Annotated in this window: 22 protein-coding genes and 1 pseudogene; 5 read left to right on the forward strand and 18 right to left on the reverse strand. The window is 74.3% G+C overall.

Annotated features, from left to right (window positions below):
* Positions 1 to 57 precede the first annotated feature (57 nt).
* Positions 58 to 1014 (reverse strand): 2-hydroxyacid dehydrogenase, encoded by a 957-nt coding sequence (locus ACH4F6_RS35375; protein WP_397964488.1) that lies wholly within the window; start codon positions 1012 to 1014, stop codon positions 58 to 60.
* A gap of 77 nt (positions 1015 to 1091) precedes the next feature.
* Between ACH4F6_RS35375 and ACH4F6_RS35380 the strand changes: the two genes are divergently transcribed.
* The gene (locus tag ACH4F6_RS35380; RefSeq protein ID WP_397964489.1) at positions 1092 to 2090 is read left to right on the forward strand and encodes an aldo/keto reductase; all 999 of its coding nucleotides are present in this window, start codon (positions 1092 to 1094) and stop codon (positions 2088 to 2090) included.
* 448 nt (positions 2091 to 2538) lie between these two features.
* Positions 2539 to 3684: a PQQ-dependent sugar dehydrogenase gene (locus ACH4F6_RS35385; protein WP_397964490.1), complete on the forward strand. Its 1146-nt coding sequence runs from the start codon at positions 2539 to 2541 to the stop codon at positions 3682 to 3684.
* A gap of 31 nt (positions 3685 to 3715) precedes the next feature.
* Here ACH4F6_RS35385 and ACH4F6_RS35390 read toward each other — a convergent pair whose 3' ends face one another.
* The 17 genes and pseudogenes from ACH4F6_RS35390 to ACH4F6_RS35470 all read right to left on the reverse strand — a co-directional run bounded on the left by ACH4F6_RS35390 (position 3716) and on the right by ACH4F6_RS35470 (position 21404).
* The gene (locus tag ACH4F6_RS35390) at positions 3716 to 3925 is read right to left on the reverse strand and encodes a DUF6191 domain-containing protein (protein WP_397964491.1); all 210 of its coding nucleotides are present in this window, start codon (positions 3923 to 3925) and stop codon (positions 3716 to 3718) included.
* Between the two features lie 103 nt (positions 3926 to 4028).
* The gene (locus tag ACH4F6_RS35395; RefSeq protein ID WP_397964492.1) at positions 4029 to 7067 is read right to left on the reverse strand and encodes an AAA family ATPase; all 3039 of its coding nucleotides are present in this window, start codon (positions 7065 to 7067) and stop codon (positions 4029 to 4031) included.
* 116 nt (positions 7068 to 7183) lie between these two features.
* Positions 7184 to 7390: a hypothetical protein gene (locus ACH4F6_RS35400; RefSeq protein WP_397964493.1), complete on the reverse strand. Its 207-nt coding sequence runs from the start codon at positions 7388 to 7390 to the stop codon at positions 7184 to 7186.
* A gap of 197 nt (positions 7391 to 7587) precedes the next feature.
* Positions 7588 to 8202, reverse strand: a complete 615-nt coding sequence (locus ACH4F6_RS35405) for a hypothetical protein (protein ID WP_397964494.1) — start codon at positions 8200 to 8202, stop codon at positions 7588 to 7590.
* A gap of 35 nt (positions 8203 to 8237) precedes the next feature.
* On the reverse strand, positions 8238 to 8813 hold the full coding sequence (locus ACH4F6_RS35410; RefSeq protein ID WP_397964495.1) for a GNAT family N-acetyltransferase: 576 nt from the start codon (positions 8811 to 8813) through the stop codon (positions 8238 to 8240).
* Between the two features lie 184 nt (positions 8814 to 8997).
* Complete coding sequence (locus ACH4F6_RS35415) at positions 8998 to 9468, reverse strand: hypothetical protein (RefSeq protein WP_397964496.1); 471 nt, start codon at positions 9466 to 9468, stop codon at positions 8998 to 9000.
* Positions 9469 to 9557: 89 nt separating this feature from the next.
* Entirely contained in the window at positions 9558 to 11072 is a 1515-nt protein-coding gene (gene gatB / locus ACH4F6_RS35420) for an Asp-tRNA(Asn)/Glu-tRNA(Gln) amidotransferase subunit GatB (protein ID WP_397964497.1), read from the reverse strand.
* 15 nt (positions 11073 to 11087) lie between these two features.
* Complete coding sequence (locus ACH4F6_RS35425; protein WP_397964498.1) at positions 11088 to 11327, reverse strand: hypothetical protein; 240 nt, start codon at positions 11325 to 11327, stop codon at positions 11088 to 11090.
* Positions 11324 to 12817: an Asp-tRNA(Asn)/Glu-tRNA(Gln) amidotransferase subunit GatA gene (gene gatA, locus ACH4F6_RS35430; RefSeq protein WP_397964499.1), complete on the reverse strand. Its 1494-nt coding sequence runs from the start codon at positions 12815 to 12817 to the stop codon at positions 11324 to 11326. The genes ACH4F6_RS35425 and gatA overlap by 4 nt, the downstream gene beginning before the upstream one ends.
* A gap of 4 nt (positions 12818 to 12821) precedes the next feature.
* Positions 12822 to 13118: an Asp-tRNA(Asn)/Glu-tRNA(Gln) amidotransferase subunit GatC gene (gene gatC / locus ACH4F6_RS35435; RefSeq protein WP_018531282.1), complete on the reverse strand. Its 297-nt coding sequence runs from the start codon at positions 13116 to 13118 to the stop codon at positions 12822 to 12824.
* A 100-nt stretch (positions 13119 to 13218) separates the two neighbouring features.
* Complete coding sequence (locus tag ACH4F6_RS35440; RefSeq protein WP_397964561.1) at positions 13219 to 13710, reverse strand: cupin domain-containing protein; 492 nt, start codon at positions 13708 to 13710, stop codon at positions 13219 to 13221.
* Between the two features lie 138 nt (positions 13711 to 13848).
* Positions 13849 to 13956, reverse strand: a pseudogene (locus tag ACH4F6_RS35445) (hypothetical protein); the annotation flags it as partial.
* Between the two features lie 403 nt (positions 13957 to 14359).
* Positions 14360 to 16594 (reverse strand): putative bifunctional diguanylate cyclase/phosphodiesterase, encoded by a 2235-nt coding sequence (locus ACH4F6_RS35450; protein WP_397964500.1) that lies wholly within the window; start codon positions 16592 to 16594, stop codon positions 14360 to 14362.
* 270 nt (positions 16595 to 16864) lie between these two features.
* Positions 16865 to 19057 (reverse strand): NAD-dependent DNA ligase LigA, encoded by a 2193-nt coding sequence (gene ligA, locus ACH4F6_RS35455; RefSeq protein WP_397964501.1) that lies wholly within the window; start codon positions 19055 to 19057, stop codon positions 16865 to 16867.
* A gap of 15 nt (positions 19058 to 19072) precedes the next feature.
* Positions 19073 to 20062, reverse strand: coding sequence for a methionine synthase (locus ACH4F6_RS35460; protein WP_397964562.1), 990 nt, complete (start codon positions 20060 to 20062; stop codon positions 19073 to 19075).
* An 85-nt stretch (positions 20063 to 20147) separates the two neighbouring features.
* Positions 20148 to 20846, reverse strand: a complete 699-nt coding sequence (locus tag ACH4F6_RS35465) for an SDR family oxidoreductase (protein WP_397964502.1) — start codon at positions 20844 to 20846, stop codon at positions 20148 to 20150.
* An 18-nt stretch (positions 20847 to 20864) separates the two neighbouring features.
* The gene (locus ACH4F6_RS35470; RefSeq protein WP_397964503.1) at positions 20865 to 21404 is read right to left on the reverse strand and encodes a TIGR00730 family Rossman fold protein; all 540 of its coding nucleotides are present in this window, start codon (positions 21402 to 21404) and stop codon (positions 20865 to 20867) included.
* Positions 21405 to 21456: 52 nt separating this feature from the next.
* On the opposite strand from ACH4F6_RS35470, the gene ACH4F6_RS35475 reads away from it, so the two are divergent.
* The 3 genes from ACH4F6_RS35475 to ACH4F6_RS35485 all read left to right on the forward strand — a co-directional run bounded on the left by ACH4F6_RS35475 (position 21457) and on the right by ACH4F6_RS35485 (position 23958).
* On the forward strand, positions 21457 to 21786 hold the full coding sequence (locus ACH4F6_RS35475) for a DUF427 domain-containing protein (protein WP_397964563.1): 330 nt from the start codon (positions 21457 to 21459) through the stop codon (positions 21784 to 21786).
* A gap of 268 nt (positions 21787 to 22054) precedes the next feature.
* Positions 22055 to 23101, forward strand: a complete 1047-nt coding sequence (locus ACH4F6_RS35480; RefSeq protein ID WP_397964504.1) for a helix-turn-helix domain-containing protein — start codon at positions 22055 to 22057, stop codon at positions 23099 to 23101.
* A 74-nt stretch (positions 23102 to 23175) separates the two neighbouring features.
* Positions 23176 to 23958 carry an alpha/beta fold hydrolase gene (locus ACH4F6_RS35485; RefSeq protein ID WP_397964505.1) on the forward strand — a complete coding sequence of 261 codons (783 nt, stop codon included), beginning with the start codon at positions 23176 to 23178 and terminating at the stop codon, positions 23956 to 23958.
* Positions 23959 to 24006 lie beyond the last annotated feature (48 nt).

Here is a 24006-nt window from a genome sequence, read left to right on the forward strand (position 1 = left end):
CCGCGTCCGCAGGACTGCGGAGGGTGCCCGAACCGGTCCGGACGTGTGCCGCGCTCGTCAGACCTCGCTCGTGGTGCCCGTCGTAAGGATCACGTTGCGCAGGGGCTCGTGGTTCACGAAACGGCTCAACTGGTCCCTCAACAGCCGCTCCGCGCGCGGCCGGAACGCGGACGTGGGGCCGCCGACGTGCGGGCTGATCAGCACGCCCGGCGCCCGCCAGAGCGGGTGGCCCGGCGGCAGCGGCTCGGGGTCGGTGACGTCCAGGGCCGCGGTGAGGCGGCCGCTGCCCAGTTCGGCGAGGAGCGCCTCGGTGTCGACGACCGGGCCGCGGGCGACGTTGACCAGCAGGGCGCCGTCCTTCATGCGGGCGAGGAAGCCCGCGTCCGCCAGGTGGCGGGTGGCGTCGGTCAGCGGGGTCGCCAGCACGACGACGTCCGCCTCGGGCAGCAGGGAGGGCAGTTCGGTGAGCGGGTGCACCGGACCGCGCGCCGTGGTGCGCTCGGAGCGCGCGACGCGCGCCACCCGCGCGGGCTCGAACGCCACGAGCCGGTCCTCGATGGCCGATCCGATCGATCCGTACCCCACGATGAGGACGTTCTTGTCGGCCAGCGCGGGCCGGAACCCGGCGAGCCACTCCCCCCGGTCCTGGGCGCGGACGAAGTCGGCGACGCCCCGCAGCGAGGCGAGGATCAGGGTGAGGGTGAGCTCGGCGGTGCTCGCCTCGTGCACTCCGCGCGCGTTGCACAACCGCACCCCCGGGCGCAGGGAGCCGATGCCCGGCAGGACGTTGTCGACGCCGGCAGACAGGGTCTGCACGACCTCGGCGGAGCTCAGGTGGGGCAGGGGCCGCAGGCAGACCTCGGCGGGCTTCATGTAGGGGACCACGTAGAACACGCACCGGGCCGGATCGGCGGGGAAGTCCTCGCCGCCGTCCCAGAACCGGTAGTGCGGGCCCTCGGGGAGGCCTCCGATCTCGTCCGGCGGGATGGGGAGCCACACGTCAGCTGCAGTCATGGTCCGGAGGCTATGTCAGGCGGTCCGGGGCGCAGAGGTTAGGTTGGGGGGGCCGGAAGAGGGAGGGTCACGAGCAGGTGGAGCGCAGGACGATCGGCGCGGCGGCGCTCGGGGTGGGGGCCGTCGGACTCGGGTGCATGCCGATGAGCTGGGGGTACAGCGGGTCGCGGCAGCGGGGGGACGAGTCGCTGAGGGCGTTGCACCGGGCGCTGGATCTGGGCGCGTCCCTGCTGGACACGGCCGACATGTACGGCCCGTTCACCAACGAGCTCCTGGTGGGGCGGGTGTTGAAGGAGCGTCGGGCGGACGCGTTCGTGTCGACGAAGGTCGGCCTGCTGGTGGGCGAGCAGCACATCGTGGCCAACGGCCGCCCGGGGTACGTGAGACGGGCCTGCGACGCCTCGCTGCGGCGCCTGCAGACGGACGTCATCGACCTCTACCAACTGCACCGCGCCGACCCGGAGGTGCCGGTCGAGGAGACCTGGGGGGCGATGGCCGAGCTCGTCCGGGCGGGCAAGGTGCGGGCGTTGGGGCTGTGCGCGGTGGGGGCGCGGGGCGGTCGCCGGGCGGGCGGACGGCTGTACGACGCGACGGTCCGCCAGTTGCAGCGGGTGCAGCAGGTGTTCCCGGTGAGCGCGGTGGAGGCGGAGCTGTCGGTGTGGTCGCCGGAGGCGCTGGAGACGCTGCTGCCGTGGTGCGAGCAGCGGGGCGTCGGCTTCCTGGCGGCGATGCCCCTGGGCAACGGCTTCCTGACCGGCACGCTGACCCCGGGCGAGGGATTCGAGCCGGACGACATGCGCGCCCGGCACCCGCGGTTCACCGCCGAGATGATGGCCGCGAACCAGCCGATCGTCGCCGGTCTGCGCCGGGTGGCGGCGCGGCACGGCGAGGACGTGACCGCGGCGCAGGTGGCGCTCGCGTGGGTGCTGGCGCAGGGGCGGCACGTGGTGCCGGTGCCGGGGAGCAAGCGGCAGCGGTGGGTGGCGGAGAACGCGGCGGCGGCCGGGCTGCGGCTGACGGCGCGGGACCTGGCCGAGGTGGCGCGGCTGCCGGCTGCGCAGGGGTCGTGGGACTGACCCCCGGGAGCGGCGGCGGCTTCGCCGGCCGGATGCGGTGCGCGGGAGCCGTGGTGGGCCGCGGTGACCGGGTGCGGTGCGCGGGAGCCGTGGTGGGTCGCGCCGGTCGACCGCGGTGAGCGGGTGCCGTGCGCGGAAACCGCGATCGGTTCCGGTGGACGACTGCCGTGGTCGGTTCCGGTGAGCGGTTGCCGTGGTCGGTTCCGGTGAGCGACTGCCGTGGTCGGTTCCGGTGAGCGACTGCCGTGGTCGGTTCCGGTGAGCGACTGCCGTGGTCGGTTCCGGTGAGCGGTTGCGTGATCGATTGCGGTGATCGGGAACTCACGGGGCGCGCGCGGTGTATGACAAGGAGAGACCGCCGTGGGAACCCGTCGGTGCGGAGCCGTCCGGGGAGCCCGCCGCCGGGACCCGCCGCGTCGAAGGGACCGAGATCGTGCAACGCCGAGCAGTGACTGCCGTACTGGCCGCGAGCGCGCTTCTGCTGGCGGCGGGCTGTTCCTCCGACGGCGGGGGAACCCCGGGCGCCGCCGCGAGCCCGTCCCCGAGCCCCACGTCCGCGCGGACCTCCCCCTCGCAGCCGGCCGAGGCGACCCCGCCCGCGAAGGGCACGGTCACGGTGGTGCGGACGGTCGCCGAGGGCCTGAACAGCCCGTGGGGTCTCGCCCCGCTCCCCGACGGCGGGCTGCTGGTCTCCTCGCGTGACGAGGGCACGGTCGTCCGGGTCGACGAGAAGACCGGGGCGAAGACGGAGCTCGGCGAGGTGCCGGGGGTGTCCGCGGCCGGCGAGGGCGGCCTGCTGGGGATCGCCCTCTCCCCCGCGTACGCCTCGGACCACATGGTCTACGCCTACTTCACGTCGGCCTCGGACAACCGCGTCGTCCGCATGCTGTACGACCCCCGGCGGCCCGCCGGCGACCAGCTGGGCGCACCCGACACGATCTTCAAGGGCATACCCAAGGGCGTCATCCACAACGGCGGCCGGATCGCCTTCGGCCCCGACCGGATGCTCTACGTCGGCACCGGCGAGAGCGGCGACAGGGGCCTGTCCCAGGACAAGGAGTCCCTGGGCGGCAAGATCCTGCGCCTGACCCCGGAGGGCGATCCGGCACCGGGCAACCCGTTCCCCGGCTCCCCGGTGTACTCGTACGGCCACCGCAACGTGCAGGGGCTGGCCTGGGACGCGAAGCAGCGGCTGTTCGCGGCGGAGTTCGGCCAGGACACCTGGGACGAGCTGAACGCGATCGAGCCGGGCGACAACTACGGCTGGCCGGAGGCCGAGGGCGACTCCGACGACGCGAAGTACCACGACCCGCTGGCCCAGTGGGATACGGACGACGCCTCCCCGAGCGGCATCGCCTACGCCGAGGGCTCGGTCTGGACGGCCGGGCTGAAGGGGCAGCGCCTGTGGCGCGTGCCGCTGAAGGGCACGGAGGCGTCGGCGGAGCCGCAGGCGTTCCTCGAGGGCGAGTACGGCCGGCTGCGCACGGTGGTCGCGGCGGGCGGCGACAGGCTGTGGCTGACGACCAGCGACACGGACGGCCGGGGCACGCCGAAGGCGGGGGACGACCGGATCCTGGAGCTGCGGGTGAGCTGAGCGGTCCTGGCGCGCGGGCCGGGGCCCGGCCTCACTCCCCGCGGTCCGCCTCTGTGTCCTCTGCGTCCTCGGCGGCCGCCGGCCCGGGCGGACGGACGACGACCTTCCCCGACGCGAGGTCTATCGGCCCGCGCCCGGGGTCGGCGTCGCCGACGTCCTCCCGGGTCAGCTCCAGCCGGTTCTGCTCGTCGCGGGTGTGCTTGCGACCCGGGGAGAACAGTTCCTCGAAGGCGTTGAACATGGTTCTTCCTTCTTCGGGCCGCATGACGGCGATGGTCAGTGCGCGGCACGCTCGGTGTGCTCGGTCCGGTACGGCACGGCTCCTCCCCGGTCGCCTGCCGCCATTATCCCGCGACCGCGCGCTCGTCGGCCCCCGCCGGGAACAGACCCAGCCGGTGCGCCACCGCCGCCGCCTCGCCCCGCCCCGAGACGCCCAGCTTGGCCAGGATGTTCGAGACGTGGACGCTGGCCGTCTTCGGGGAGATGAAGAGTTCCCCGGCGATCTGCCGGTTGGTGCGGCCCGCGGCGACCAGGCGCAGGACGTCGCGTTCGCGGTGGGTGAGGCCGAGCGCCTCGACGGGATCGGCGGCCGTCCGCCGGGGAGGGGAGCCGACGGACAGGCGGGCGCGCCGGGCGAGCCGGGCGGCGGCGTCGTCCAGCGGGCGGGCGCCGAGATGGGCGGCGACGGCGTGCGTGAGGCGCAGCAGCTCGGCCGCGCGGTCGCGGTCGTCGTCGCCGCCGGCGGCCAGCAGCGCCTCGGCCAGGCGGTGGCGGGTGCGGGCGAGGTCGTAGGGGCGGTCCAGCGCTTCGAAGGCGGTGACCGCCTCCGACCAGTCCTCGGGGTGGTCCCGGCCCTCGGCGCGCAGGAGTTCGGCGCGCAGCCAGCGTTCGTGGGCCTGCCAGACGGGGACGGCCGCGGCGATCCGCCTGGCGGTCTCGCGGATGCGTCCGAGGATCTCGGCCCGGCCCTGCCCGGCGGCGGGCAGGGTGCGGGCGTCGCCCTCGGCGGCCGCCGCGGCGACCAGCAGGGGCCAGGCGTAGCGCTGGGCCCCGGGCGGGAAACCGCGGTCGAGGACGCGCCGGACGTGTGCCCGGGCGTCCAGGAGGCGGCCCTCGCCCGCGGCGACGCCGATGGCGAGGCGGGCCAGCGGGAGGTCGTGCTGGGGCGCGTCGGCCTGGGAGCCCAAGTGGTCCTGCGCGGCGGCCAGGCGGCGGCCGGCCTCGGTGAGGTCGCCGCGGGCGAGGGCGAGTTCGGCGCGCAGGGCCGCGTTGACGCCCCGGATCACCACGCCCAGGCCGATCCGCCCCGCCGCGGCGCGGGCACGGTCGGCCTCGTCCCAGCGTCCCAGGGACAGGAGGGACTCGGCGAGGTTGCCGAGGACCCAGGCCTCGGTCTCGCGCAGTCCGTACCGCTGGGCGAAGCCCCGGCCCTCCTGGAGGATCGGCAGGGCCTCGCGGGAGCGGCCGACCGCCTCCAGTTCGGAGGGCAGGTTGACGTAGGCGTTCAGGGCGACGGAGGAGATGTCCTCCTCCAGCGCCCGGTCCTTGACTTCGTGCAGCTCGGTGAGACCGGCCTCGATCTGGCCCGAGTCGACCATGAGGACGCCGAGGATCTGGCGGGCGTTGAGTTCGATCTCGCGGGCGCCGATCATGCGGGCGTACTCCACGGCGCGTTCGGCGGCGGCGTAGGCGTCGGGTCCGGGGGCGTGGACCATGAACCAGTTGGCGACGTGGGTGAGCACCTCGGCGTGCACCTCGCTGGGCGGCAGGCCGCGCACCAGGTCCTCCGCGGTGGCCAGTTCCTCGCGTCCGCTGCCCCGGCCCAGCGATCGCGTCAGCCGGGAGCGCTGCAGCCAGAACCAGGCGGCGCGCAGCGGGTCGTCCTCGTCCTCCAGGAGGCACAGCGCCCGCTTGGTGATCTTCAGGGCGCGTTCGCGTTCCCCGCAGCGCCGGCCCGCGACGGCGGCCTCCGCCATCAGGTCGAGGTAGCGCAGGGGCGTGGTGGCGGGGTCGCAGCCGCAGGGAGGGTAGAGCTCGGTGTAGTCGACGGGGCGCAGAGCGGCCCGCACGTCCTCGGGGGCGGTGTCCCACAGCTCCATCGCCCGCTCCAGGAGCCGCAGTTGCTCGGCGTAGGCGTGGCGGGAGCGGGCGGTGACGGAGGCGTCCAGGACGGCGGGCAGGGCTTTCGCGGCGTCATGGGCGTGGTACCAGTAGCTGGCCAGGCGCATGACCCGCTCGTCCGCGGGGACGCGGGTCGGGTCGGCCTCCAGGGCCTCGGCGTAACGCCGGTTGAGCCGGGAGCGCTCTCCGGGGAGCAGGTCGTCGCTCACCGCCTCGCGCACCAGGGAGTGACGGAAGCGGTAGCCGTCGCCGGTGGGCGCGGCGAGCAGGATGTTGGCGCCGACGGCGGCCCGCAGCGCCTCGATGAGGTCGTCCTCGGCGAGCCCGGCCACGGCGGCCAGCAGCCGGTACTCGACGGTGGAACCGCCCTCGGCGACGATCCGGGCGACCTTCTGCGCGCGCTCGGGGAGCGCCTCGACGCGGACGAGCAGCAGGTCACGCAGGGAGTCCGTGAGGCCGGTGCGGCAGCCCTCGTGGGCGGCGACGGCGAGTTCCTCGACGAAGAAGGCGTTGCCGTCGGAGCGTTCGAAGATGGCGTCGACCTGGGCGGGATCGGGTTCGCACGCCAGGATGCCGGCGATCTGCCGGCCGACCTCCTCGCGGGTGAGGCGGGCGAGCTCCAGGCGGTGGACGGTGCGCAGCCGGTCGAGTTCGGCGAGCAGGGGGCGCAGCGGGTGCCGGCGGTGGATGTCGTCGGAGCGGTAGGTCGCGAGGACCACGAGCCGGCCGCTGCGCAGGGTGCGCAGCAGGTAGGAGAGGAGGTGGCGGGTGGAGGCGTCGGCCCAGTGCAGGTCCTCCAGGGCGACGACGACGGTGCGGTCGGCGGCGAGGCGTTCCAGGAGGCGGGCGGTGAGTTCGAAGAGGCGGGCCATGCCCTCCTCGTCGTGGCGGCCCGTGCCCGCCTCGCCGATCTCGGGGAGCAGCCGGGCGAGTTCCTCCTCCTGGCCGGCGGCCGCGGCGGCCAGCTCCTCCGGCAGGGCGCGGCGCAGGGCGCGCAGGGCGGTGGAGAAGGGGGCGAACGGCAGCCCGTCGGCGCCGATCTCGACGCAGCCGCCGAGCGCGACGACGGCGTCCCGGCGACAGGCGGCGGTGGCGAACTCCTCGACCAGGCGGGTCTTGCCGACCCCGGCCTCGCCGCCGATCAGCAACGCCTGCGGCTCTCCCGCGGCGGCGCGGGAGAGCGCGTCGTTCAGGGTGTTCAACTCGTCGGCCCGGCCGACGAAGACGGGGCTGACGGACCTGGTCTCCACAGGAGCGAGCATCGCACAGGGCGCCGACGGCGCCCCAGCCGATATCGACGGCACGGCCGCCCGGGCGAGCGCGCCGGGCCGGGCCGGGCGGCGGACCCCCGTGCGGCCGCCCTCCCGCGGCCCGGCGCTCACGCGGTCCTGGCGGACCGCGGCCGGCGGGGGCGGCCGGTATGCGGCTCGCTCCCGGCGGCGCGTGCGGCCCGTACGGCGGCCTCGCGCCGGGCCTCGCGACGGGCCGCGCGCCGGCCGCGCAGGACCTCGCGGGCCAGCCGCTCCCGCTCGGCCCGGCGGAGCAGTTCGGCGGAACGGAACCGCTGCAACTCGTTCGTGTACATGGTGGGTCCCCCTCGGAAGGAGTCGGTGGCGGCGGCGCTCGCCGCGGTGCCTCCACCGTCGCCCGTGAGGGGGGTGCGCCACATCGGGAGAGTTCCGCATCCCGGCCGGCGGGCGGGGCCTTAGACGCGCGGGAGGGGCCTCAGAGCGGCCGTGAGGTCCTTACGGCCGCTCCGAAGCCCCCGGGGCCCGTGGCGGTTCAGCCCGCCGACGGCAGTCCGAGCAGCACGTCGGTGTACTTCAGGACCGCCAGGAGCAGGCCGATGACGCCGAGCGAGACGCCCGCCCAGGCGACCGACTTGATCCACGGCGCCTGCGGCCCGCCGGGCGCGCCGAAGGCGGGCCGGACCAGCACCACGACGCCGGTGACCAGGGCGGCCAGGGCGAACAGGCCGGCCCACAGGGCGGTGGCCTGCCAGGCGTCGCCGTAGACCGCCTGGATCTGCTCGGCGACGCTCGCCGTGCCGCTGGAGGAGGTCTCCAGCTGACCGACGAGGGTCTGGCGGGCCGAGGCGACCGTGCCGATCCAGCCGCCGCTCAGCGACACCAGGCCGAGCGCGGCGGAGACCACGGCTCCGGCCCCCTGGCCGACGCCCGAGGGGCCGCCCTCCGTGCCGGAGCCCTCCTCGGCGTCGTCCTCGCCGGAGTCCTTCCCGACGGCGGGTTCGCCGCCGTCCCCGGGCGCGGCGGGGGCGTCGTCGCCGGCGCCGTCACCGGTGGCCGTCGCGTCGTCCCCGGTGGCGTCCGCCGTCTCCTCGTCGCGCTCGGCCTCGCCGGCCTCGGCGCCGGCCTCGTCAACAGTCCTGGTTCCCATGCCCAGCACCGTACGGACGCTCTCTGAGAGGCTCCTTAACGATCCGTGTGGGCGGCACGCCCGCGTGCCGCCCGCCACTCCGGGGCCAGCACCGACCACACTTCGAGGTCGTGCCGCACCCCGCCGTGGGGATGGGCCTGCCGGTGCACGCCGTCCCGGGTCATGCCGAGCCGCCGGGCGACGTCCAGACTGGCCCGGTTGCCGGCGGCGGCGACCCACTCGACGCGGTGGACGCCGCGCTGCTCGACGGCGAAGTCGATGAGCACGCGCATCGCGCGGGTGACCAGTCCGCGGCCGGTGGCGGCGGGTTCCAGCCAGCAGCCGACCTCGCAGTTGCCCTGTTCCGCGTGGAAGTTGAGGAACAGCACACCGCCCACGAGCGTGCCCTCCAGCCACAGTCCGTGCAGGGAGCCGGTGTCGGCGGCGCGCATGTCGGCGTAGCGCTGGAGCAGGGCCCGGGCGGAGGCCACGTCCGTCTCCTTCGTGCCGAAGGCGATGAACTGCCCGATGAACTCCCGGCCCCGGTCCAGGTGGGCCAGGAACTCCTCGGCGTGCCAGGGCTCCAGCGGGCGCAGTTCGGCTCCGTCGTCACCCAGCGATATCGCGTACATCCGGCTGCCGCCCCTTCTCGAGTCCCTCGGCTACGCCGGTGAGCCTCTCACGGACCGCACGGGACGCGGGCGGTCCGATGCCGATGCGCGCGGCAGGCGCCGGCCGGCGGCGTCGAGCAGGCGCACGAGGGCGGGGGCCGGAAGGGGGCGGGTGAGGGCCGTGGCGGCCGGCCTCGTCGCGCGGTCAGTCGGACTGGTCGCCGACCGCCATGATCATCACTCCGGCGATCAGCAGCCACAGCGACCGCCGGGTCCGGCCGCGGGAGCCCAGGACCGCGGCCAGGGCGCAGACGGCGGCGCCGAGGGCGTAGGCCGCCGGGACGAGGGCCGGGGCGGAGCCGCCGAGGCGCATCAGCGCCGCGGCCAGGCCGGCGAGGGTGAGGAGGGCGCCGGTGCCGGTCGCCGTCCAGCGGGCCCGCCGGGCGTCCTCGGTGCCGTCCTCCTCGTCCGTCTCCGGGTGCTGGTCCGGCTCCGGAGGCGCGTCGGCCTCCGGGTGCCCGTCGGCGCCCCGGCGCCTGGCGGCCTCGGTACGCCTGCCGGTCCCGGGGTGCCCGTCCGTCTCCGGGACCCGGGGCGTCGGCCCCCCGGTCTCCTGGTCGTCCATCGCGTCGGCCCGTATGTCGTCCTGGGTGTCGGAGTCGGTACGTCCACTCATGGCGGGCGAGCGTAGCGCCTCGCGCCGGAGAGCGAGCCGGGGGGATGCGCCGGCGTCGGCGCATCCCCCCGGGTACCGCGGTGGTGGGCTCAGCCCTCGCTGACGCCCAGCTTCTCGAGGATCAGCTCCTTGACGCGGGCCGCGTCCGCCTGGCCGCGGGTCGCCTTCATGACCGCGCCGACCAGGGCGCCGGCCGCGGCCACCTTGCCACCGCGGATCTTGTCCGCGACGCCCGGGTTGCCGGCGATGGCCTCGTCGACGGCCGTGCCCAGCGCCGAGTCGTCGGAGACGACCTTCAGCCCGCGCTTGTCGACGACCTCGTCCGGGGTGCCCTCGCCCGCGAGGACGCCCTCGATGACCTGGCGGGCCAGCTTGTCGTTCAGGTCGCCGGAGTTCACCAGCTCGGTGACCCGGGCGACCTGCGCCGGGGTGATCGCCAGCTCGTCGAGCGCCTTGCCGGACTCGTTGGCGCTGCGCGCCAGTTCGCCCATCCACCACTTGCGGGCGGAGGCCGCGTCGGCGCCGGCCTCGATCGTGGCGACGATCGGGTCCAGGGCGCCGGCGTTGAGGATCGCCTGCATGTCGGTGGCGGAGACGCCCCACTCGGCGAGGAGGCGGTTGCGGCGGGCCAGCGGCAGTTCCGGCAGCCCGGCGCGGATCTCCTCGACCCACTCCCGGGAGGGGGCGACCGGCACCAGGTCCGGCTCGGGGAAGTACCGGTAGTCCTCGGCCTCCTCCTTGACGCGGCCCGAGGTCGTCGACCCCGTGTCCTCGTGGAAGTGGCGGGTCTCCTGGACGATCGTGCCGCCGCTGCCGAGGACGGCCGCGTGCCGCTGGATCTCGAAGCGGGCCGCGCGCTCCACGGACCGCAGCGAGTTCACGTTCTTCGTCTCGGAGCGCGTGCCGAACGTGTCGGCGCCCTTGGGCATCAGCGACAGGTTCACGTCGCAGCGCATCTGGCCCATCTCCATGCGGGCCTCGGAGACACCGAGCGCCCGGATGACCTCGCGCAGCTCGCGGACGTACGCCCGGGCGACCTCGGGGGCGCGCTCGCCGGCGCCGACGATCGGCTTGGTGACGATCTCGATCAGCGGGATGCCGGCGCGGTTGTAGTCCAGCAGGGAGTGGGACGCGCCGTGGATGCGGCCGGTGGCGCCGCCGACGTGCGTCGACTTGCCGGTGTCCTCCTCCATGTGGGCGCGCTCGATCTCCACGCGGAAGGTCGTGCCGTCCTCCAGCTGCACGTCGAGGTAGCCGTCGAAGGCGATCGGCTCGTCGTACTGGGAGGTCTGGAAGTTCTTCGGCATGTCCGGATAGAAGTAGTTCTTCCGGGCGAAGCGGCACCACTCGGCGATCTCGCAGTTCAGCGCGAGGCCGATCTTGATGGCGGACTCGACGCCGGTCGCGTTGACGACCGGGAGCGCGCCGGGCAGGCCGAGGCAGACCGGGCAGGTCTGGGTGTTGGCGTCCTGGCCGAGCGCGGTCGAGCAGCCGCAGAACATCTTGGTCTTGGTGCCGAGTTCGACATGGACCTCGAGGCCCATGACGGGGTCGTACGACGCGAGTGCTTCCTCGTACGACACCAGGTCGATCGTGGTGGTCACGGTGAAACTTCCCTCTCAGCCCAGCAGGACGTCGTCGTCGCCCAGCCGCTTCAGCTCGCGGTAGAGGATGGCGAGGCCGGTGACGATGGCGGCGGCGGACAAGGTGGCGTCGATCAGGACCAGGGTGTCCTGCTCGGCGCGGGCCTTCTTGAGACGCTTGGCGACACCGAACGCGCCGAACGCGGTGGTGGCCATGGTCAGGTACGTGCCGGACTTGGACTTCTTGAAGCCCTTGGCCTTGGTCAGTGCACTCACAGCGACGGAGCCTCCTCGAGCAGCGGGTGCCCCCACTTTTCCACGAAGGCCGCCTCGACGGCGGCGCCGACCTTGTACAGCCTGTCGTCCTTCAGTGCCGGGGCGATGATCTGGAGGCCGACCGGGAGGTTGTCCTCCGGGGCGAGACCGCAGGGCAGCGACATGGCCGCGTTGCCCGCCAGGTTGGTCGGGATGGTGCACAGGTCGGCCAGGTACATCGCCATCGGGTCGTCGGCGCGCTCGCCGATCGGGAAGGCGGTGGTGGGCGTGGTCGGCGAGACGATCACGTCGACCTGCTCGAAGGCCTTCTCGAAGTCGCGCGTGATGAGCGTGCGGACCTTCTGGGCGGAGCCGTAGTAGGCGTCGTAGTAGCCGGAGCTCAGGGCGTACGTGCCGAGCATGATGCGGCGCTTCACCTCGGGGCCGAAGCCCGCCTCACGGGTGAGGGAGGTGACCTCCTCGGCGGAGTGGTTGCCGTCGTCGCCGGTGCGCAGGCCGTAGCGCAGGCCGTCGAAGCGGGCGAGGTTGGACGAGCACTCCGACGGGGCGATCAGGTAGTACGCCGACAGCGCCAGGTCGAAGGACGGGCAGTCCAGCTCGACGATCTCGGCGCCCAGCTCCTTCAGCAGTTCGACCGACTCGTCGAAGCGCTGGATGACGCCGGCCTGGTAGCCCTCGCCGCGGAACTGCTTGACGACGCCGACGCGCATGCCGGCGACGCTGCCGTTGCGGGCGGCCTCGACGACCGGCGGGACCGGGGCGTCGATCGAGGTCGAGTCGAGCGGGTCGTGCCCGGCGATGACCTCGTGCAGCAGGGCCGCGTCCAGGACCGTGCGGGCGCAGGGGCCGCCCTGGTCGAGGGAGGAGGAGAAGGCGACCATGCCGTAGCGGGAGACGGCCCCGTACGTCGGCTTCACGCCGACCGTGCCGGTGACGGCGGCCGGCTGGCGGATGGAGCCGCCGGTGTCGGTGCCGATGGCGAGGGGGGCCTCGAAGGAGGCGAGGGCGGCGGAGGAGCCGCCGCCGGAGCCGCCCGGGATGCGGGTGAGGTCCCACGGGTTGCCGGTCGGGCCGAAGGCGCTGTTCTCCGTCGAGGACCCCATGGCGAACTCGTCCATGTTGGTCTTGCCGAGGATGACGACGTCGGCGGCCTTCAGCTTCCTGGTGAGGGTCGCGTCGTACGGCGGGATCCAGCCCTCGAGGATCTTCGAGCCGACGGTCGTCGGGATGCCCTCGGTGGTGAAGATGTCCTTGAGCGCGAGGGGGACGCCGGCCAGCGGGCCGAGCTTCTCGCCGCGCTCGCGCTTCTCGTCGACGGCGCGGGCCTGCGCGAGGGCGCCCTCGCGGTCGACGTGCAGGAAGGCGTGCACCTTCTCGTCGACGGCCTCGATGCGGGCGAGGTGGGCCTCGGTGACCTCGACCGCCGTGAGCTCGCCGGAGGCGATCCTCCCCGCGATCTCGGCGGCCGTGAGCTTGATGATGTCCGTCATGGGATCAGTCCTCCCCCAGGATCTGCGGCACCTTGAAACGCTGCTGCTCCTGGGCCGGGGCGCCGGAGAGCGCCTGCTCGGGGGTGAGCGACGGACGGACCTCGTCCGCCCGCATGACGTTCGTCAGCGGGAGCGGGTGCGAGGTCGGCGGTACGTCTTGGTCGGCGACCTCGCTGACGCGGGCGACCGCGCCGATGATGTCGTCCAGCTGTCCCGCGAAGTGGTCGAGCTCTTCGGGCTTCAGCTCCAGACGCGCCAGCCGGGCGAGGTGGGCGACCTCCTCGCGCGTGATGCCAGGCATGCAGCGTTCCTCTGGGGTGAGTGTGTGTGGTTTGGGCCCAATCCTAGGGGGCGCGGGCAGGTACCCGTGAAACGGTTCGCCCCGGCGGCGGTCCGGTGCGTCAGCGGCGGGCCTCCCAGGCCTCGCTGCGCAGGAAGTGGTTGTCGTACAGCTCCTGGACCTCGAGGAGGCTCTCCGGGCCGGCCTCCCCCAGCCGGACGCGCTGGAGGTGACGGAAGTACTCGAAGCGCTCCACGCCCGGGGTGATGACGATCAGGAGGTCGGCGGTGCTGCCGGGCGCGGCGGCGAAGGCGTGCGGCCTGCCCGGCGGGACGACGACGAGGTCGCCGCGCTCGGCGTCGACGATGTCGTCGCCGGACAGGACCCGGGCCTCGCCGTCGAGCAGGAAGAACATCTCGGCGGAGTTGCGGTGCAGGTGCGGGCGGGCGCCGTCGGCTCCCTCCGCGAGCGTGACGCGCACGGTGGACAGCGCGCCGCCGGACGCGCTGCTGTCGGCGAGCAGTTTCACGGCGACCGGGTCGCCGCCGACCACCTCGGCGTCGGCGTCGCGGACGACCACGGAGTCGTCGAACTTCGGCACGAACAGTGACATGGCTTCCCCTCTGTACGGGCTGTACGGGCTGTGCGGGCGGTCCTGGCGCGGTCGGACCGCGAAGAGCGGTCCGGCGCCGATCAGCACGGCGACGGCGGTGGCGAAGTGGACCCCGAAGGCCACGGCCCTGGTGCCACCGTGCCGCAGCACGGTCACCGTGTCGACGAGCGGCACGACCACGACGACCAGCATGTACCAGGCCTCGGCACGGGCGCCCACGAAGAGCGGCAGGGCGAGGCCGAGGATCCCGGGGGTGCCGTCCCTGAGGCCCTTGACCGCGAGGGGGCGCCGGCGTCGCCGCCGGGGGCGACGGGGACCCGCGGGTCCGGGGTGAGCGGGGCCCCGGCGGACGTTCCGACGGGGCCCGCCTCGCGCGGGGGCGGCGTGACGCTTCGCGGGGCCCGGGGTGCCGCGCGGGGAGGGTTCACAAGGACCCGGGGTGCCGCGCGGGAACGGCGTGCGGTTTCACAAGGACCCGGGCGTGACACCCCCCGGAGGGGGACGGCCGGTGGGGAACTCCCGGATGAGGCCTGGCGTGGCGCGGGAGGGCTCCGGCGTCACCCGAAGCGGGTGGCGGCCCGGCGCTCCGGCGTGTCGCCGGGGTGCCCGGCGGGCGGGCCGGCGGGGCCGGGTCGCCCGGGCGGGCGGGTCACTCGTCGGACGCCGCCGCGGGCAGTGCCGCCGCGGGCCGCTGCCAGCCGCGTGAGCCGCGGGCCCGCAGCCATGCCGTCGTCTCCTCGGGCGGCATCGCCGCGGCGACCAGCCAGCCCTGCACGGCGTCGCAGCCGAGGTCGCGCAGCCGCTCCCACGTCTCGTCGTCCTCGACGCCCTCCGCGACGACGAGCAGCCCGAGCGAATGCGCGAGGTCGACCGTGCAGCGCACGATCGCCGCGTCCTCGGCGTCCACCGCCAGCCGGGCCACGAAGGACCGGTCGATCTTCAGCTCGCTCACCGGCAGCCGGCGCAGGTGGACGAGCGAGGAGTAGCCGGTGCCGAAGTCGTCGAGGGACATCTTCACGCCGTGCCCGGTCAGCCCGTTGAGGGTGTCGGCGGCACGCTGGGGGTCCTCCAGGAGGACGTGCTCCGTGATCTCGAGCTGGAGCGCTCCCGCGGGGACGCCGTGCCGGGCGAGGCGCGCGGCGACCGAACCGGCGAAGCCGGGGGTGTGGACGTCGCGGGGGGAGACGTTGACCGCCACCGGCACGTACAGGCCCTGGGACCGCCACCGGGCGACCTGTCCGAGCGCCGTCTCCAGCACGTACTCGGTGAGGTGCGGCATCAGCCCGGAGGACTCGGCGATCGCTATGAACTCGTCCGGCGGCACCTTCCCCCGCTCGGGGTGCACCCACCGCACCAGCGCCTCGAGTCCGGCGACCTGGCCGTCGAAGCGGACCTTGGGCTGGTAGTGCAGCTGCACCTCGTGGGCGTCGAGCGCGCGCCGCAGATCGCCCAGCAGGCCGAGCCGGTCGGGGGTGTTGGAGTCCCGCTTGGACTCGTAGACCTCGACGCCCGTGCGGTCCCGCTTGGCCTGGTACATCGCCACGTCCGCGCGGCGCAGGAGCCCCTCCGCGTCGAGGGCGTGGTCGGGGAAGACGGCGACGCCGGCGCTCGCCTCCAGCACCAGGGTGAGCCCGTCGAGGTCGAGCGGCGAACCGAGCGCGGAGACGAGTCCGCGGGCGACACGGGTCGCCGAGGTCGTGGAGTCGGCGACGGGCAGTAAGACGGCGAACTCGTCGCCGCCGAGCCGGGCGACCTCGGCCCCGCGCGGAAGGGCGGCCCGGAGCCGGTCGGCCGTCTGGAGCAGGAGCCGGTCACCGGCGAGATGACCGAGGGTGTCGTTGACCGACCGGAAACGGTCGAGGTCGATCAGCATCAACGCGGCGCGGGCGCCGATGCGTTCGGCGTCGTCCAGGGCGGTCCAGATGCGCTCCCCGAGCCACTGCCGGTTCGGCAGCCCGGTCAGCGGGTCGCGCAACTGCTCCTCGGCCCGGGCGCGGGCCATCCACAGCGTGGAGTCGAGCGCGATGAGCGGGATGGCGAACAGCGGCAGCAGGATCGGTTCGGCCACGGCCACCACGCACACCAGCGGGGCTATGCCGAGCAGGGCGACCGCGACCAGCCCCTGTCTGACCAGGGCGGTGCGGGCGACGGTGGGCAGGCCGTCGGGGCGGGGCGCGTTGAGGTACCAGAGCAGGACGCGGGTGACGGCGAGGTAGGCGACGGCGACCAGGACGACCTGGGGGGCGGTGTAGACCGTCCAGGTGTCGGGGGTCCAGGGTCTCTCGACGGACGGCACCCGCCCGCAGGCCGCCAGCAGCAGCGCTCCGGCGCCTATGCCGACGATGTCCACCGCGCCGTGCAGGACGCCCTGCCGCCAGCGGTGGCGGCGGGCTATCCCGACCAGGACGACGACGGTGAGGCTGACCAGTCCGGCGGGCAGCCAGCCGTAGAGCAGCAGGACGGCGAGGGTGAGGGCGGCGCCGGAGCCGGTGCCGCCCCACCAGCGGGCCCGGCCGAGCATGACCAGGTGGCCGACGATGACGCCGGTGAGCACGGCCAGCGACCAGCCGGCGGTGCCGGCCGGGAAGAGCGCGTGGCTGCCGGTGAAGGCGCGGTAGAAACCGGCGCCGAGGGCGAACCCGGCCGCCGCGACGACCGCGGCGGACCAGGACAGGTGGCGCTCGCTCTCGCCGCCGGCGGGTCCGGCCGCCGCGGATCCGGCGGGGAACCTGCCGGGAGCACGCGGGTCCGCGGCGGCGTGCGGGGCCCCGGCGCGCGCCTCGGCACGCTGCGACCACACCACCCGCCGGCTCCCCCACCAGACGCCGGTGACCCGGCGCAGGCGCAGCCCCGACTCCTGGGCGGCGCTCTCGGTCGGTTCCATTCCCGTCCCTCTCACAGCCGGCGGTGCCCACGCCGCGCGGCCCACTGCCCGACAACCCCCGGGCGGCGCCGCGTCGGTGAACCCTTCCCCGCACTCGTCAGGAGCGCGGGGATGCCCCGACCGCGGCTGGGCACGGCGGGCGCACATCTCAACAGTAGGCCGCGGACGGCTTCCGCGGGCAGCGGTCGTCGACGGTTGCCCGAATGCGCCCCGGCCACCCGTATGCATCTGATATGCGCCGATCGGGTGGCCTTCAACCGCCGTTCCCCGCTACTCCGTCACCGCGAGCGCGGCTTCCGCCGCCGCCTCGGGACCCTGTTCGAGCAGGACGGTGAAGCCGTCCTCGTCCAGGACGGGCACCTTCAGCTGCATCGCCTTGTCGTACTTCGAGCCGGGATTGTCCCCCACGACCACGAAGGACGTCTTCTTCGAAACCGAACCGGTCACCTTTGCTCCACGGCTCTGCAGCGCCTCCTTGGCGCCGTCGCGGGTGAAGCGCTCCAGGGTGCCGGTGACGACGACGGTGAGGCCCTCCAGGGGACGGGGGCCCTCGTCCTCGCCGGTGCTCTCCTCCTCCATGCGGACCCCGGCCGCCCTCCACTTGCGGAGGATCTCCTGGTGCCACTCCTCGGCGAACCACTCCTTGAGCGAGGCGGCGATGATCGAGCCCACGCCGTCGGTGGCCGCCAACTCCTCCTCGGACGCCTGCTCGATGCGGTCGATCGAGCGGAACTCGCGGGCGAGCGCCTCGGCGGCGACCGGCCCCACGTGCCGGATCGACAGACCGGTGAGGACGCGCGCGAGCGGGCGCTCCTTGGCGGCCGCGATGTTCTCCAGCATGGCGACCGCGTTCTTCTTGGCCTCGCCCTGCTGGTTGGCGAAGACCGTGACGATCTTCTCCTCGCCCGTCTTCGGGTCCCGCTTGGGCAGTCCGCTGTCCTGGTCGAGGACGTACGCCTTGATGGGCAGCAGCTGCTCGACGGTGAGGTCGAACAGGTCGCCCTCGTCGGTCAGCGGCGGGTCCTGCGGCTCCAGCGGCTTGGTGAGGGCCGCGGCGGCGACGTAGCCGAAGTGCTCGATGTCCAGGGCCTTGCGGCCCGCGAGGTAGAACAGCCGCTCGCGCAACTGGGCCGGGCAGGTGCGGGCGTTGGGGCAGCGCAGGTCGACGTCGCCCTCCTTCATCGGCCGCAGGGGCGTCCCGCACTCGGGGCACTCGGACGGCATCACGAACTCGCGCTCGGTGCCGTCCCGCAGGTCGACGACCGGCCCGAGGATCTCCGGGATCACGTCACCGGCCTTGCGCAGCACCACCGTGTCGCCGATGAGGACGCCCTTGGCCTTGACGACGTCCTGGTTGTGCAGGGTCGCGAACTCCACCTCGGAGCCGGCCACCGTCACCGGCTCCACCTGCGCGTACGGCGTGACACGGCCCGTACGGCCCACGCCGACGCGGATGTTGACGAGCTTGGTGTTGACCTCTTCGGGCGCGTACTTGTAGGCGATGGCCCAGCGGGGGGCGCGGGCCGTCGAGCCGAGCCGGCCCTGCAGCCGGATGTCGTCGAGCTTGACCACGACCCCGTCGATCTCGTGCTCCACGGAGTGCCGGTTCTCGCCGTAGTACGCGATGAACCGCCGCACGCCGTCGAGGTCGTCGACGACCTCGTTGTGCGCGGAGGTGGGCAGGCCCCAGGACTTGAGGAGGTCGTAGGCCTCGGAGAGGCGGGTCAGGCCCTCGTAGCCCTCCAGGGCCCCGATGCCGTGGACGACCATGTGCAGCGGCCGGCCGGCCGTCACCCTCGGGTCCTTCTGGCGCAGCGAACCGGCCGCAGCGTTGCGCGGGTTGGCGAAGGGCTTGTCGCCCGCCTCGACCAGGCGGGCGTTGAGCTCCTCGAACTTCTCCATCGGGAAGTAGACCTCGCCGCGGATCTCCACGAGCGTGGGGACGCCGTCGCCGGCGAGGCGGTCCGGGATCTCGGCGATGGTGCGCACGTTGGGCGTGATGTCCTCGCCGGTGCGGCCGTCGCCGCGGGTGGCCGCGCGGGTGAGGCGGCCGTTCTCGTAGGTGAGGTTGACGGCGAGGCCGTCGACCTTCAGCTCGCACAGGAAGCGGTACGCGGAGGCGCCCACGTCCTTGTGGACGCGCTCGGCCCAGGCGGCCAGCTCCAGGTCGTCGAAGGCGTTGTCCAGGGAGAGCATGCGCTCGCGGTGCTGGACGGCCGTGAACTCCGTGGCGTACGCGCCCGCGACCTTCTGGGTCGGCGAGTCGGGCGTGCGCAGCTCGGGGTACCGCTCCTCCAACGCCTCCAGGGAGCGCAGGAGGCGGTCGAACTCCGCGTCGCTGATGACGGGAGCGTCCTTCACGTAGTACCGGAAGCGGTGCTCCTCGATCTGCTCAGCGAGCTGCGCGTGCTGCTCCCGTGCCTCGGTGGGCACCGTCGTCTCCGCTTGCTTGTCGCCGGCCACCGTGTAGTCCTCCCGTCACTCTGGGTTGTCGGCGAGGGATCTCGCCGCCCGGACGCAGTGCGCGAGCGCCTGACGCGCGTACGCGGGAGAGGCCCCCGCGAGACCGCACGCAGGCGTGACGGTGACCGCCTCCGCGAGAAGCCCCGGTGACAGCCCCAGCCTGCGCCACAGCGTCCTGACACCCATGACGCTACCGGCAGGGTCTGACAACGGGCCGTCCGTCCCCGGCACGACACCGGCGAAGAGCCGGGTACCCCCCTCCACCGCCTCCCCGATGACCTCGTCGTCACGTTCGGTGAGGAGCGAGAGGTCGAAGGAGACCGCGGTCACGCCGGCCCGGCGCAGCAGGGCGAAGGGCACGTCCGGCGCGCACGAGTGGACCACGACCGGACCCTGGCCGTGCACCCCGGCGACGTCCCGGAGCGTGGCCTCGACGACCTGGCGGTCGACGGCGCGGTGGGTGCGGTAGCCGCTGGCGGTCCTGACCCGGCCGCGCAGGACGGCGGTGAGGGAGGGCTCGTCGAGCTGGAGCACGAGCCGCGCGCCCGGGACGCGGCGCCGGACCTCCGCGAGGTGCAGGCGCAGGCCTTCCGTGAGGGAGGCGGCCAGGTCGCGGCAGGCCCCGGGGTCGGAGAGGGCGGCCTCGCCGTTCCGCAGCTCCAGGGCGGCGGCGAGGGTCCAGGGGCCGACCGCCTGGACCTTCAGCGGCCCTTCGTAGCCCTGGGTGAACTCCTCCAGCGCGTCCAGGTCCTCCCCCAGCCACGACCTGGCCCGCCGGGTGTCCCGGCCCGGCCGGTCGCCGACGCGCCAGCCGCTCGGCTCCACGCGCGCGTACAGCTCGACCAGCATCCCCGCCGTCCGGCCGATCATGTCCGCGCCGGGGCCGCGGGCGGGGAGCTCGGCGAGGAAGGGGAAGTCCTCGAAGGTGCCGGTGACGGTCTTGGCGGCCTCCCTGGCGTCGCCGCCGGGCAGGGAGCCGATGCCCGTGGCGGGGCCCAGTCGCATGTTCTCGTTCACGGGGGAAGCCTACGTAGGGCTCGGGGGGTGCGGGGCGGGCGCGGGCGCCGGCCCCGGTTCCCCGCCCCCGCCGTCACCGCCCCGGACGTACCGTCAGGTCGTTGATCTCCGCGTCCCTGGGGAGGTCGAGGGCCGTCAGGATCGTCGTCGCGACCGACTCCGGGTCGATCCACTGCCCGGGGTCGTAGTCCTTACCCTCCTGCTGGTGGACCTTGGCCTGCATGGGGCTGGCCGTGCGCCCGGGGTAGACGGAGGTGACGCGGACGCCGTTCGCGTGCTCCTCCTGCCGCAGGGAGTCCGCCAGCGCCTTCAGACCGTGCTTGGAGGCGGCGTAGGCCGACCAGTCGGCGCTCGCCCGCAGTCCCGCCCCGGAGTTCACGAACACCACGTGCCCGCGGGCGGCGCGCAGCTGGGGCAGGAAGTGCCGGGTCAGCTCGGCGGGCGAGACGAGGTTGACGTTGAGCTGGTGGCGCCAGGACTTGGGGGTGAGGTCACCGACCGGTCCGAGGTCGACCACCCCGGCGACGTGCAGCAGCGAGTCCACCCGGTCGGGGAGCGTCTGGTGCGAGAAGGCCCAGGACAGCCTGTCGGGGTCGGCCAGGTCGCCGACGAGCGTCCTCGCCCCGGGGAACTCCGCCGCGAGTTCCTTCGCGCGCCCCGCGTCGCGCGCGTGCAGCACGAGGTCGTCCCCGCGCGCGTGGAGGCGGCGGGCGACGGCCGCACCGATGCCGGAACCCGCTCCGGTGATCACATGAGTAGCCATGCCCGCCATGCTCGCATCACCGGACGCTCACTCGATGCCCTGACTCTCCTCCAGGTAGGCCAGCGCGCCGACCGGCTCCTCCGCGAAGAACACCAGGTCGGTCAGCGGCCTGGGCAGGAACCCCTCGGCGTCCATGCGCCGGAACTGCTCCTTCAGGCCGTCGTAGAAGCCGGCGGTGTTCAGCAGCACGACCGGCTTGTCGGTGTGCCCGTGCTTCTTCAGCTCGAGGATCTCGGTGGCCTCGTCGAGGGTGCCCGTGCCGCCGACCAGGATCACCACCGCGTCGGCCTTCTCCAGCAGGAGCTTCTTGCGTTCGGCGAGGTCACGGGCGATGACCATCTCGTCCGCGCCCGGCCGGGCCTTGGCCGCGAGGAAGTCCACCGACACCCCGCACAGCCGGCCGCCCGCCTCCTGCACGCCGTCGGCCACCACCTTCATCAGCCCGCTGTCGGAGCCGCCCCACACGAGCGTGTGACCGCCCTTGCCGAGCAGTTCGGCGAACTCACGGGCGGGTCGGGTGTAGCGGTCGTCGAGGTCGGCGGCGGAGAGGAAGACACAGATGCGCATGGCACCCACCGTACGCGGGAAGAACCGCGGCCCCGCGAGCGCTCTGTCCGGTATGGCCCACGGACACACGATCACGATCGAGCAGAGCGACCGGCACGTCAGGGTCGTCCACGGCGACCAGGTGCTGGCCGAGAGCGACCGGCCCCTCGTCCTGAGGGAGACCGGCTGCCCGGTGCGCTACTACCTCCCCGCCGAGGACGTACGCCTGGACCTCCTCACCCCCTCCGCCACCCGCACGCGCTGCCCCTTCAAGGGCACGGCGTCCTACTGGTCCCTGCCGGACGCGCCCGACCTCGTCTGGTCCTACCCCGAGCCCGAACCGGACGTGGCCGCGATCAAGGACCACCTCTGCTTCTACGAGGTGTCCGTCTCGCCGGCGTGAGCCCGCGCGGGACGGGCGGGACGGGCGGGACGGGCGGCGGGGCACGACCGGTGGTCCCCCGTCGCCACCGGTCCGCGCTCCCCCGCCGACCGATGGTGCCGCATCGCGGGGCGGAAGCGACGGCACCGGGCCGTCCCGGACGGCCTCCGGGCTGTCCGGGCCGGTCAGGGCCCTGTCCGGGTTCCGTCCCGGACAACCGTCCCGGACGACGGCGTCATGACCGGATCCACCGTTGCCCCACGCGTCAGACCTGTCACACCATGCGTGCATGGGCAATCTGGAGGAGCCGTCGCCGGACGCGGCCCGGGACGCCGCCGGTTTCGTCGCGTCGCTGCGGCAGCTCAAGGAGCGCGCGGGGCTGACGTACCGGGAGCTGGAGGAGCGGGCCGCCCGCAACGGCGACGTGCTGGCCCGCAGCACCCTGGCCGACGTGCTGCGCCGGGCGACCCTGCCCCGCCCCGACGTGCTGGCCGCGTTCGTCCGCGCCTGCGGGGACGGACAGCGGCTGGCGGCCTGGCTGGACGCCAGGGAACGCATCGCCGCGGACGCGCCCGCCGCGGCCACGGACCCGGACGGGGCCGGGAGCGGAACCGCGTCCCTGGCCGGAACGGAGCACGGGGACGACGGCACGGACGAGCACCGGGACGAGGAGACGGGCCAGTCCCCGCCGCGGACCGCCGGGCCGGACGCGCGCGGGCCGGGGGCCGGGTCCCGCAGGATCCTGCTCACGTCCGTCCTCGCCACCCCGCTCCTCGCCCTGGCCGCCTGGGCGCTGCTGTCCGGGGCCTTCGGCGGCACGGACGACGCGAACGGCACCGGCGCGCCGGCCGCCGCGGCCTCCGCCTCCGCCTCCGCCTCCGGGAAGCCCGCCGACGGCTGGGTCACCGTGCGCCCCGCCCGGACACCGGACCTGTGCCTGACGGACGGGCGGGACCGCGAGGGCGCCTACGGGAACGCCGTCGCCGTGCAGCTCCCCTGCGCGCGGGCCGCCGTTCCGCGCACCTACCTGGAACCGGCCGGCGAGGGCCTGTACCGCATCCAGTGGCACCATCCCTCGGAGGGGAAGGGGTGCCTGACGGTGATCGGGTCGGGTCCGGTGAAGGGCATGCTCGAGCCCCGCAACGACTGTTCCGCCGCCACCCTGTTCCGCGTGGAGGCCGTCCCCTCCGGCGACGGCGGCGGTTTCCGGCTCCGCACGGCGCGCGGCACGACGTGCGTCGGCCTGACCGGCGACGACCGCGCCGAGGGAGCCGAAGCGGTCGAGGAACGCTGTACCGGCGCGGCCGACCAGCGGTTCCTCATCCGGACGGACTGACCGACGGCCGCGGCACGCCCGGGACGGCCCCGCCGCACCGATGAGCTCGGCCCCGTCTGACAGTCTCGGCAGACATGGAGAAGAAGACCCTTTCGCGCGACGGCACGTCCCTCGCGTACGAAGTCGCAGGGCAGGGCCCGGCGGTCGTCCTCGTCAGCGGCGCGATGTCCACGAGCTCCACCGTGGCACCGCTGGCCGGCCTCCTCGCGCGGCGTTTCACCACGGTCCGCTACGACCGCCGGGGCCGCGGCGAGAGCGGCGACACGGCGCCCTACGCGGTGGAACGCGAGGTCGAGGACCTGGCGGCGCTCATCGACGTGGCGGGCGGCGAGGCGGCGCTGTACGGCGTCTCGTCGGGCGGCGCGCTGGTGCTCCGGGCGGCGGCGAGCGGGCTGCCGGTGAGCCGGGTGGCGGTGTACGAGACGCCGTACGCGGACTTCTCGGACGGCGGCGCCGGGGAACGCGCCGCCTACACCGCGCGGCTGACCGAGGCGCTCGGGCAGGGCCGGCGCGGGGACGCGGTGGAGCTGTTCCTGAGGCTGACGGGCCTGGCCGAGAAGATGATCCAGGGCGCCCGCCAGTCGCCGATGTGGGCCGGCATGGAGGCCATCGCGCCGACCCTGGCCTACGACGACGCCGTGATGGGCGACGGCCTCGTCCCCCGGGAGCGGCTGGCCTCGGTCGGCGTGCCGGTGCTGGCCGTGGCGGGCGGGGCGAGCCCGGCGTGGATGCGCGAGGCGACGCGCGCGGTCGCGGCGGCGGTCCCGCGGGGCACGTACCGCGAACTGGCGGACCAGGACCACATGGTGGACCCGAACGTCCTCGCGCCGGTCCTCACCGGGTTCTTCGCGCCGTAGCCCCCCGGCGGCACCGGTGGGGTCGCCGGGCCGGTGGGCGCCCGGGGC

The organism is Streptomyces sp. NPDC017936 (genome assembly GCF_044328485.1).
GTDB lineage: Bacteria > Actinomycetota > Actinomycetes > Streptomycetales > Streptomycetaceae > Streptomyces.

Excerpts from the sequence above, each read along its gene's own strand:
- ACH4F6_RS35375 (WP_397964488.1), bottom strand. The coding sequence starts at position 1,014 with ATGACTGCAGCTGACGTGTGGCTCCCCATCCCGCCGGACGAGATCGGA.
- ACH4F6_RS35390 (WP_397964491.1), bottom strand. The coding sequence starts at position 3,925 with ATGTTCAACGCCTTCGAGGAACTGTTCTCCCCGGGTCGCAAGCACACC.
- ACH4F6_RS35395 (WP_397964492.1), bottom strand. The coding sequence starts at position 7,067 with ATGCTCGCTCCTGTGGAGACCAGGTCCGTCAGCCCCGTCTTCGTCGGC.
- ACH4F6_RS35400 (WP_397964493.1), bottom strand. The coding sequence starts at position 7,390 with ATGTACACGAACGAGTTGCAGCGGTTCCGTTCCGCCGAACTGCTCCGC.
- ACH4F6_RS35405 (WP_397964494.1), bottom strand. The coding sequence starts at position 8,202 with ATGGGAACCAGGACTGTTGACGAGGCCGGCGCCGAGGCCGGCGAGGCC.
- ACH4F6_RS35410 (WP_397964495.1), bottom strand. The coding sequence starts at position 8,813 with ATGTACGCGATATCGCTGGGTGACGACGGAGCCGAACTGCGCCCGCTG.
- ACH4F6_RS35415 (WP_397964496.1), bottom strand. The coding sequence starts at position 9,468 with ATGAGTGGACGTACCGACTCCGACACCCAGGACGACATACGGGCCGAC.
- gatA (WP_397964499.1), bottom strand. The coding sequence starts at position 12,817 with ATGACGGACATCATCAAGCTCACGGCCGCCGAGATCGCGGGGAGGATC.
- gatC (WP_018531282.1), bottom strand. The coding sequence starts at position 13,118 with ATGCCTGGCATCACGCGCGAGGAGGTCGCCCACCTCGCCCGGCTGGCG.
- ACH4F6_RS35440 (WP_397964561.1), bottom strand. The coding sequence starts at position 13,710 with ATGTCACTGTTCGTGCCGAAGTTCGACGACTCCGTGGTCGTCCGCGAC.
- ACH4F6_RS35450 (WP_397964500.1), bottom strand. The coding sequence starts at position 16,594 with ATGGAACCGACCGAGAGCGCCGCCCAGGAGTCGGGGCTGCGCCTGCGC.
- ACH4F6_RS35460 (WP_397964562.1), bottom strand. The coding sequence starts at position 20,062 with ATGCGACTGGGCCCCGCCACGGGCATCGGCTCCCTGCCCGGCGGCGAC.
- ACH4F6_RS35465 (WP_397964502.1), bottom strand. The coding sequence starts at position 20,846 with ATGGCGGGCATGGCTACTCATGTGATCACCGGAGCGGGTTCCGGCATC.
- ACH4F6_RS35470 (WP_397964503.1), bottom strand. The coding sequence starts at position 21,404 with ATGCGCATCTGTGTCTTCCTCTCCGCCGCCGACCTCGACGACCGCTAC.
- ACH4F6_RS35475 (WP_397964563.1), top strand. The coding sequence starts at position 21,457 with ATGGCCCACGGACACACGATCACGATCGAGCAGAGCGACCGGCACGTC.
- ACH4F6_RS35480 (WP_397964504.1), top strand. The coding sequence starts at position 22,055 with ATGGGCAATCTGGAGGAGCCGTCGCCGGACGCGGCCCGGGACGCCGCC.
- ACH4F6_RS35485 (WP_397964505.1), top strand. The coding sequence starts at position 23,176 with ATGGAGAAGAAGACCCTTTCGCGCGACGGCACGTCCCTCGCGTACGAA.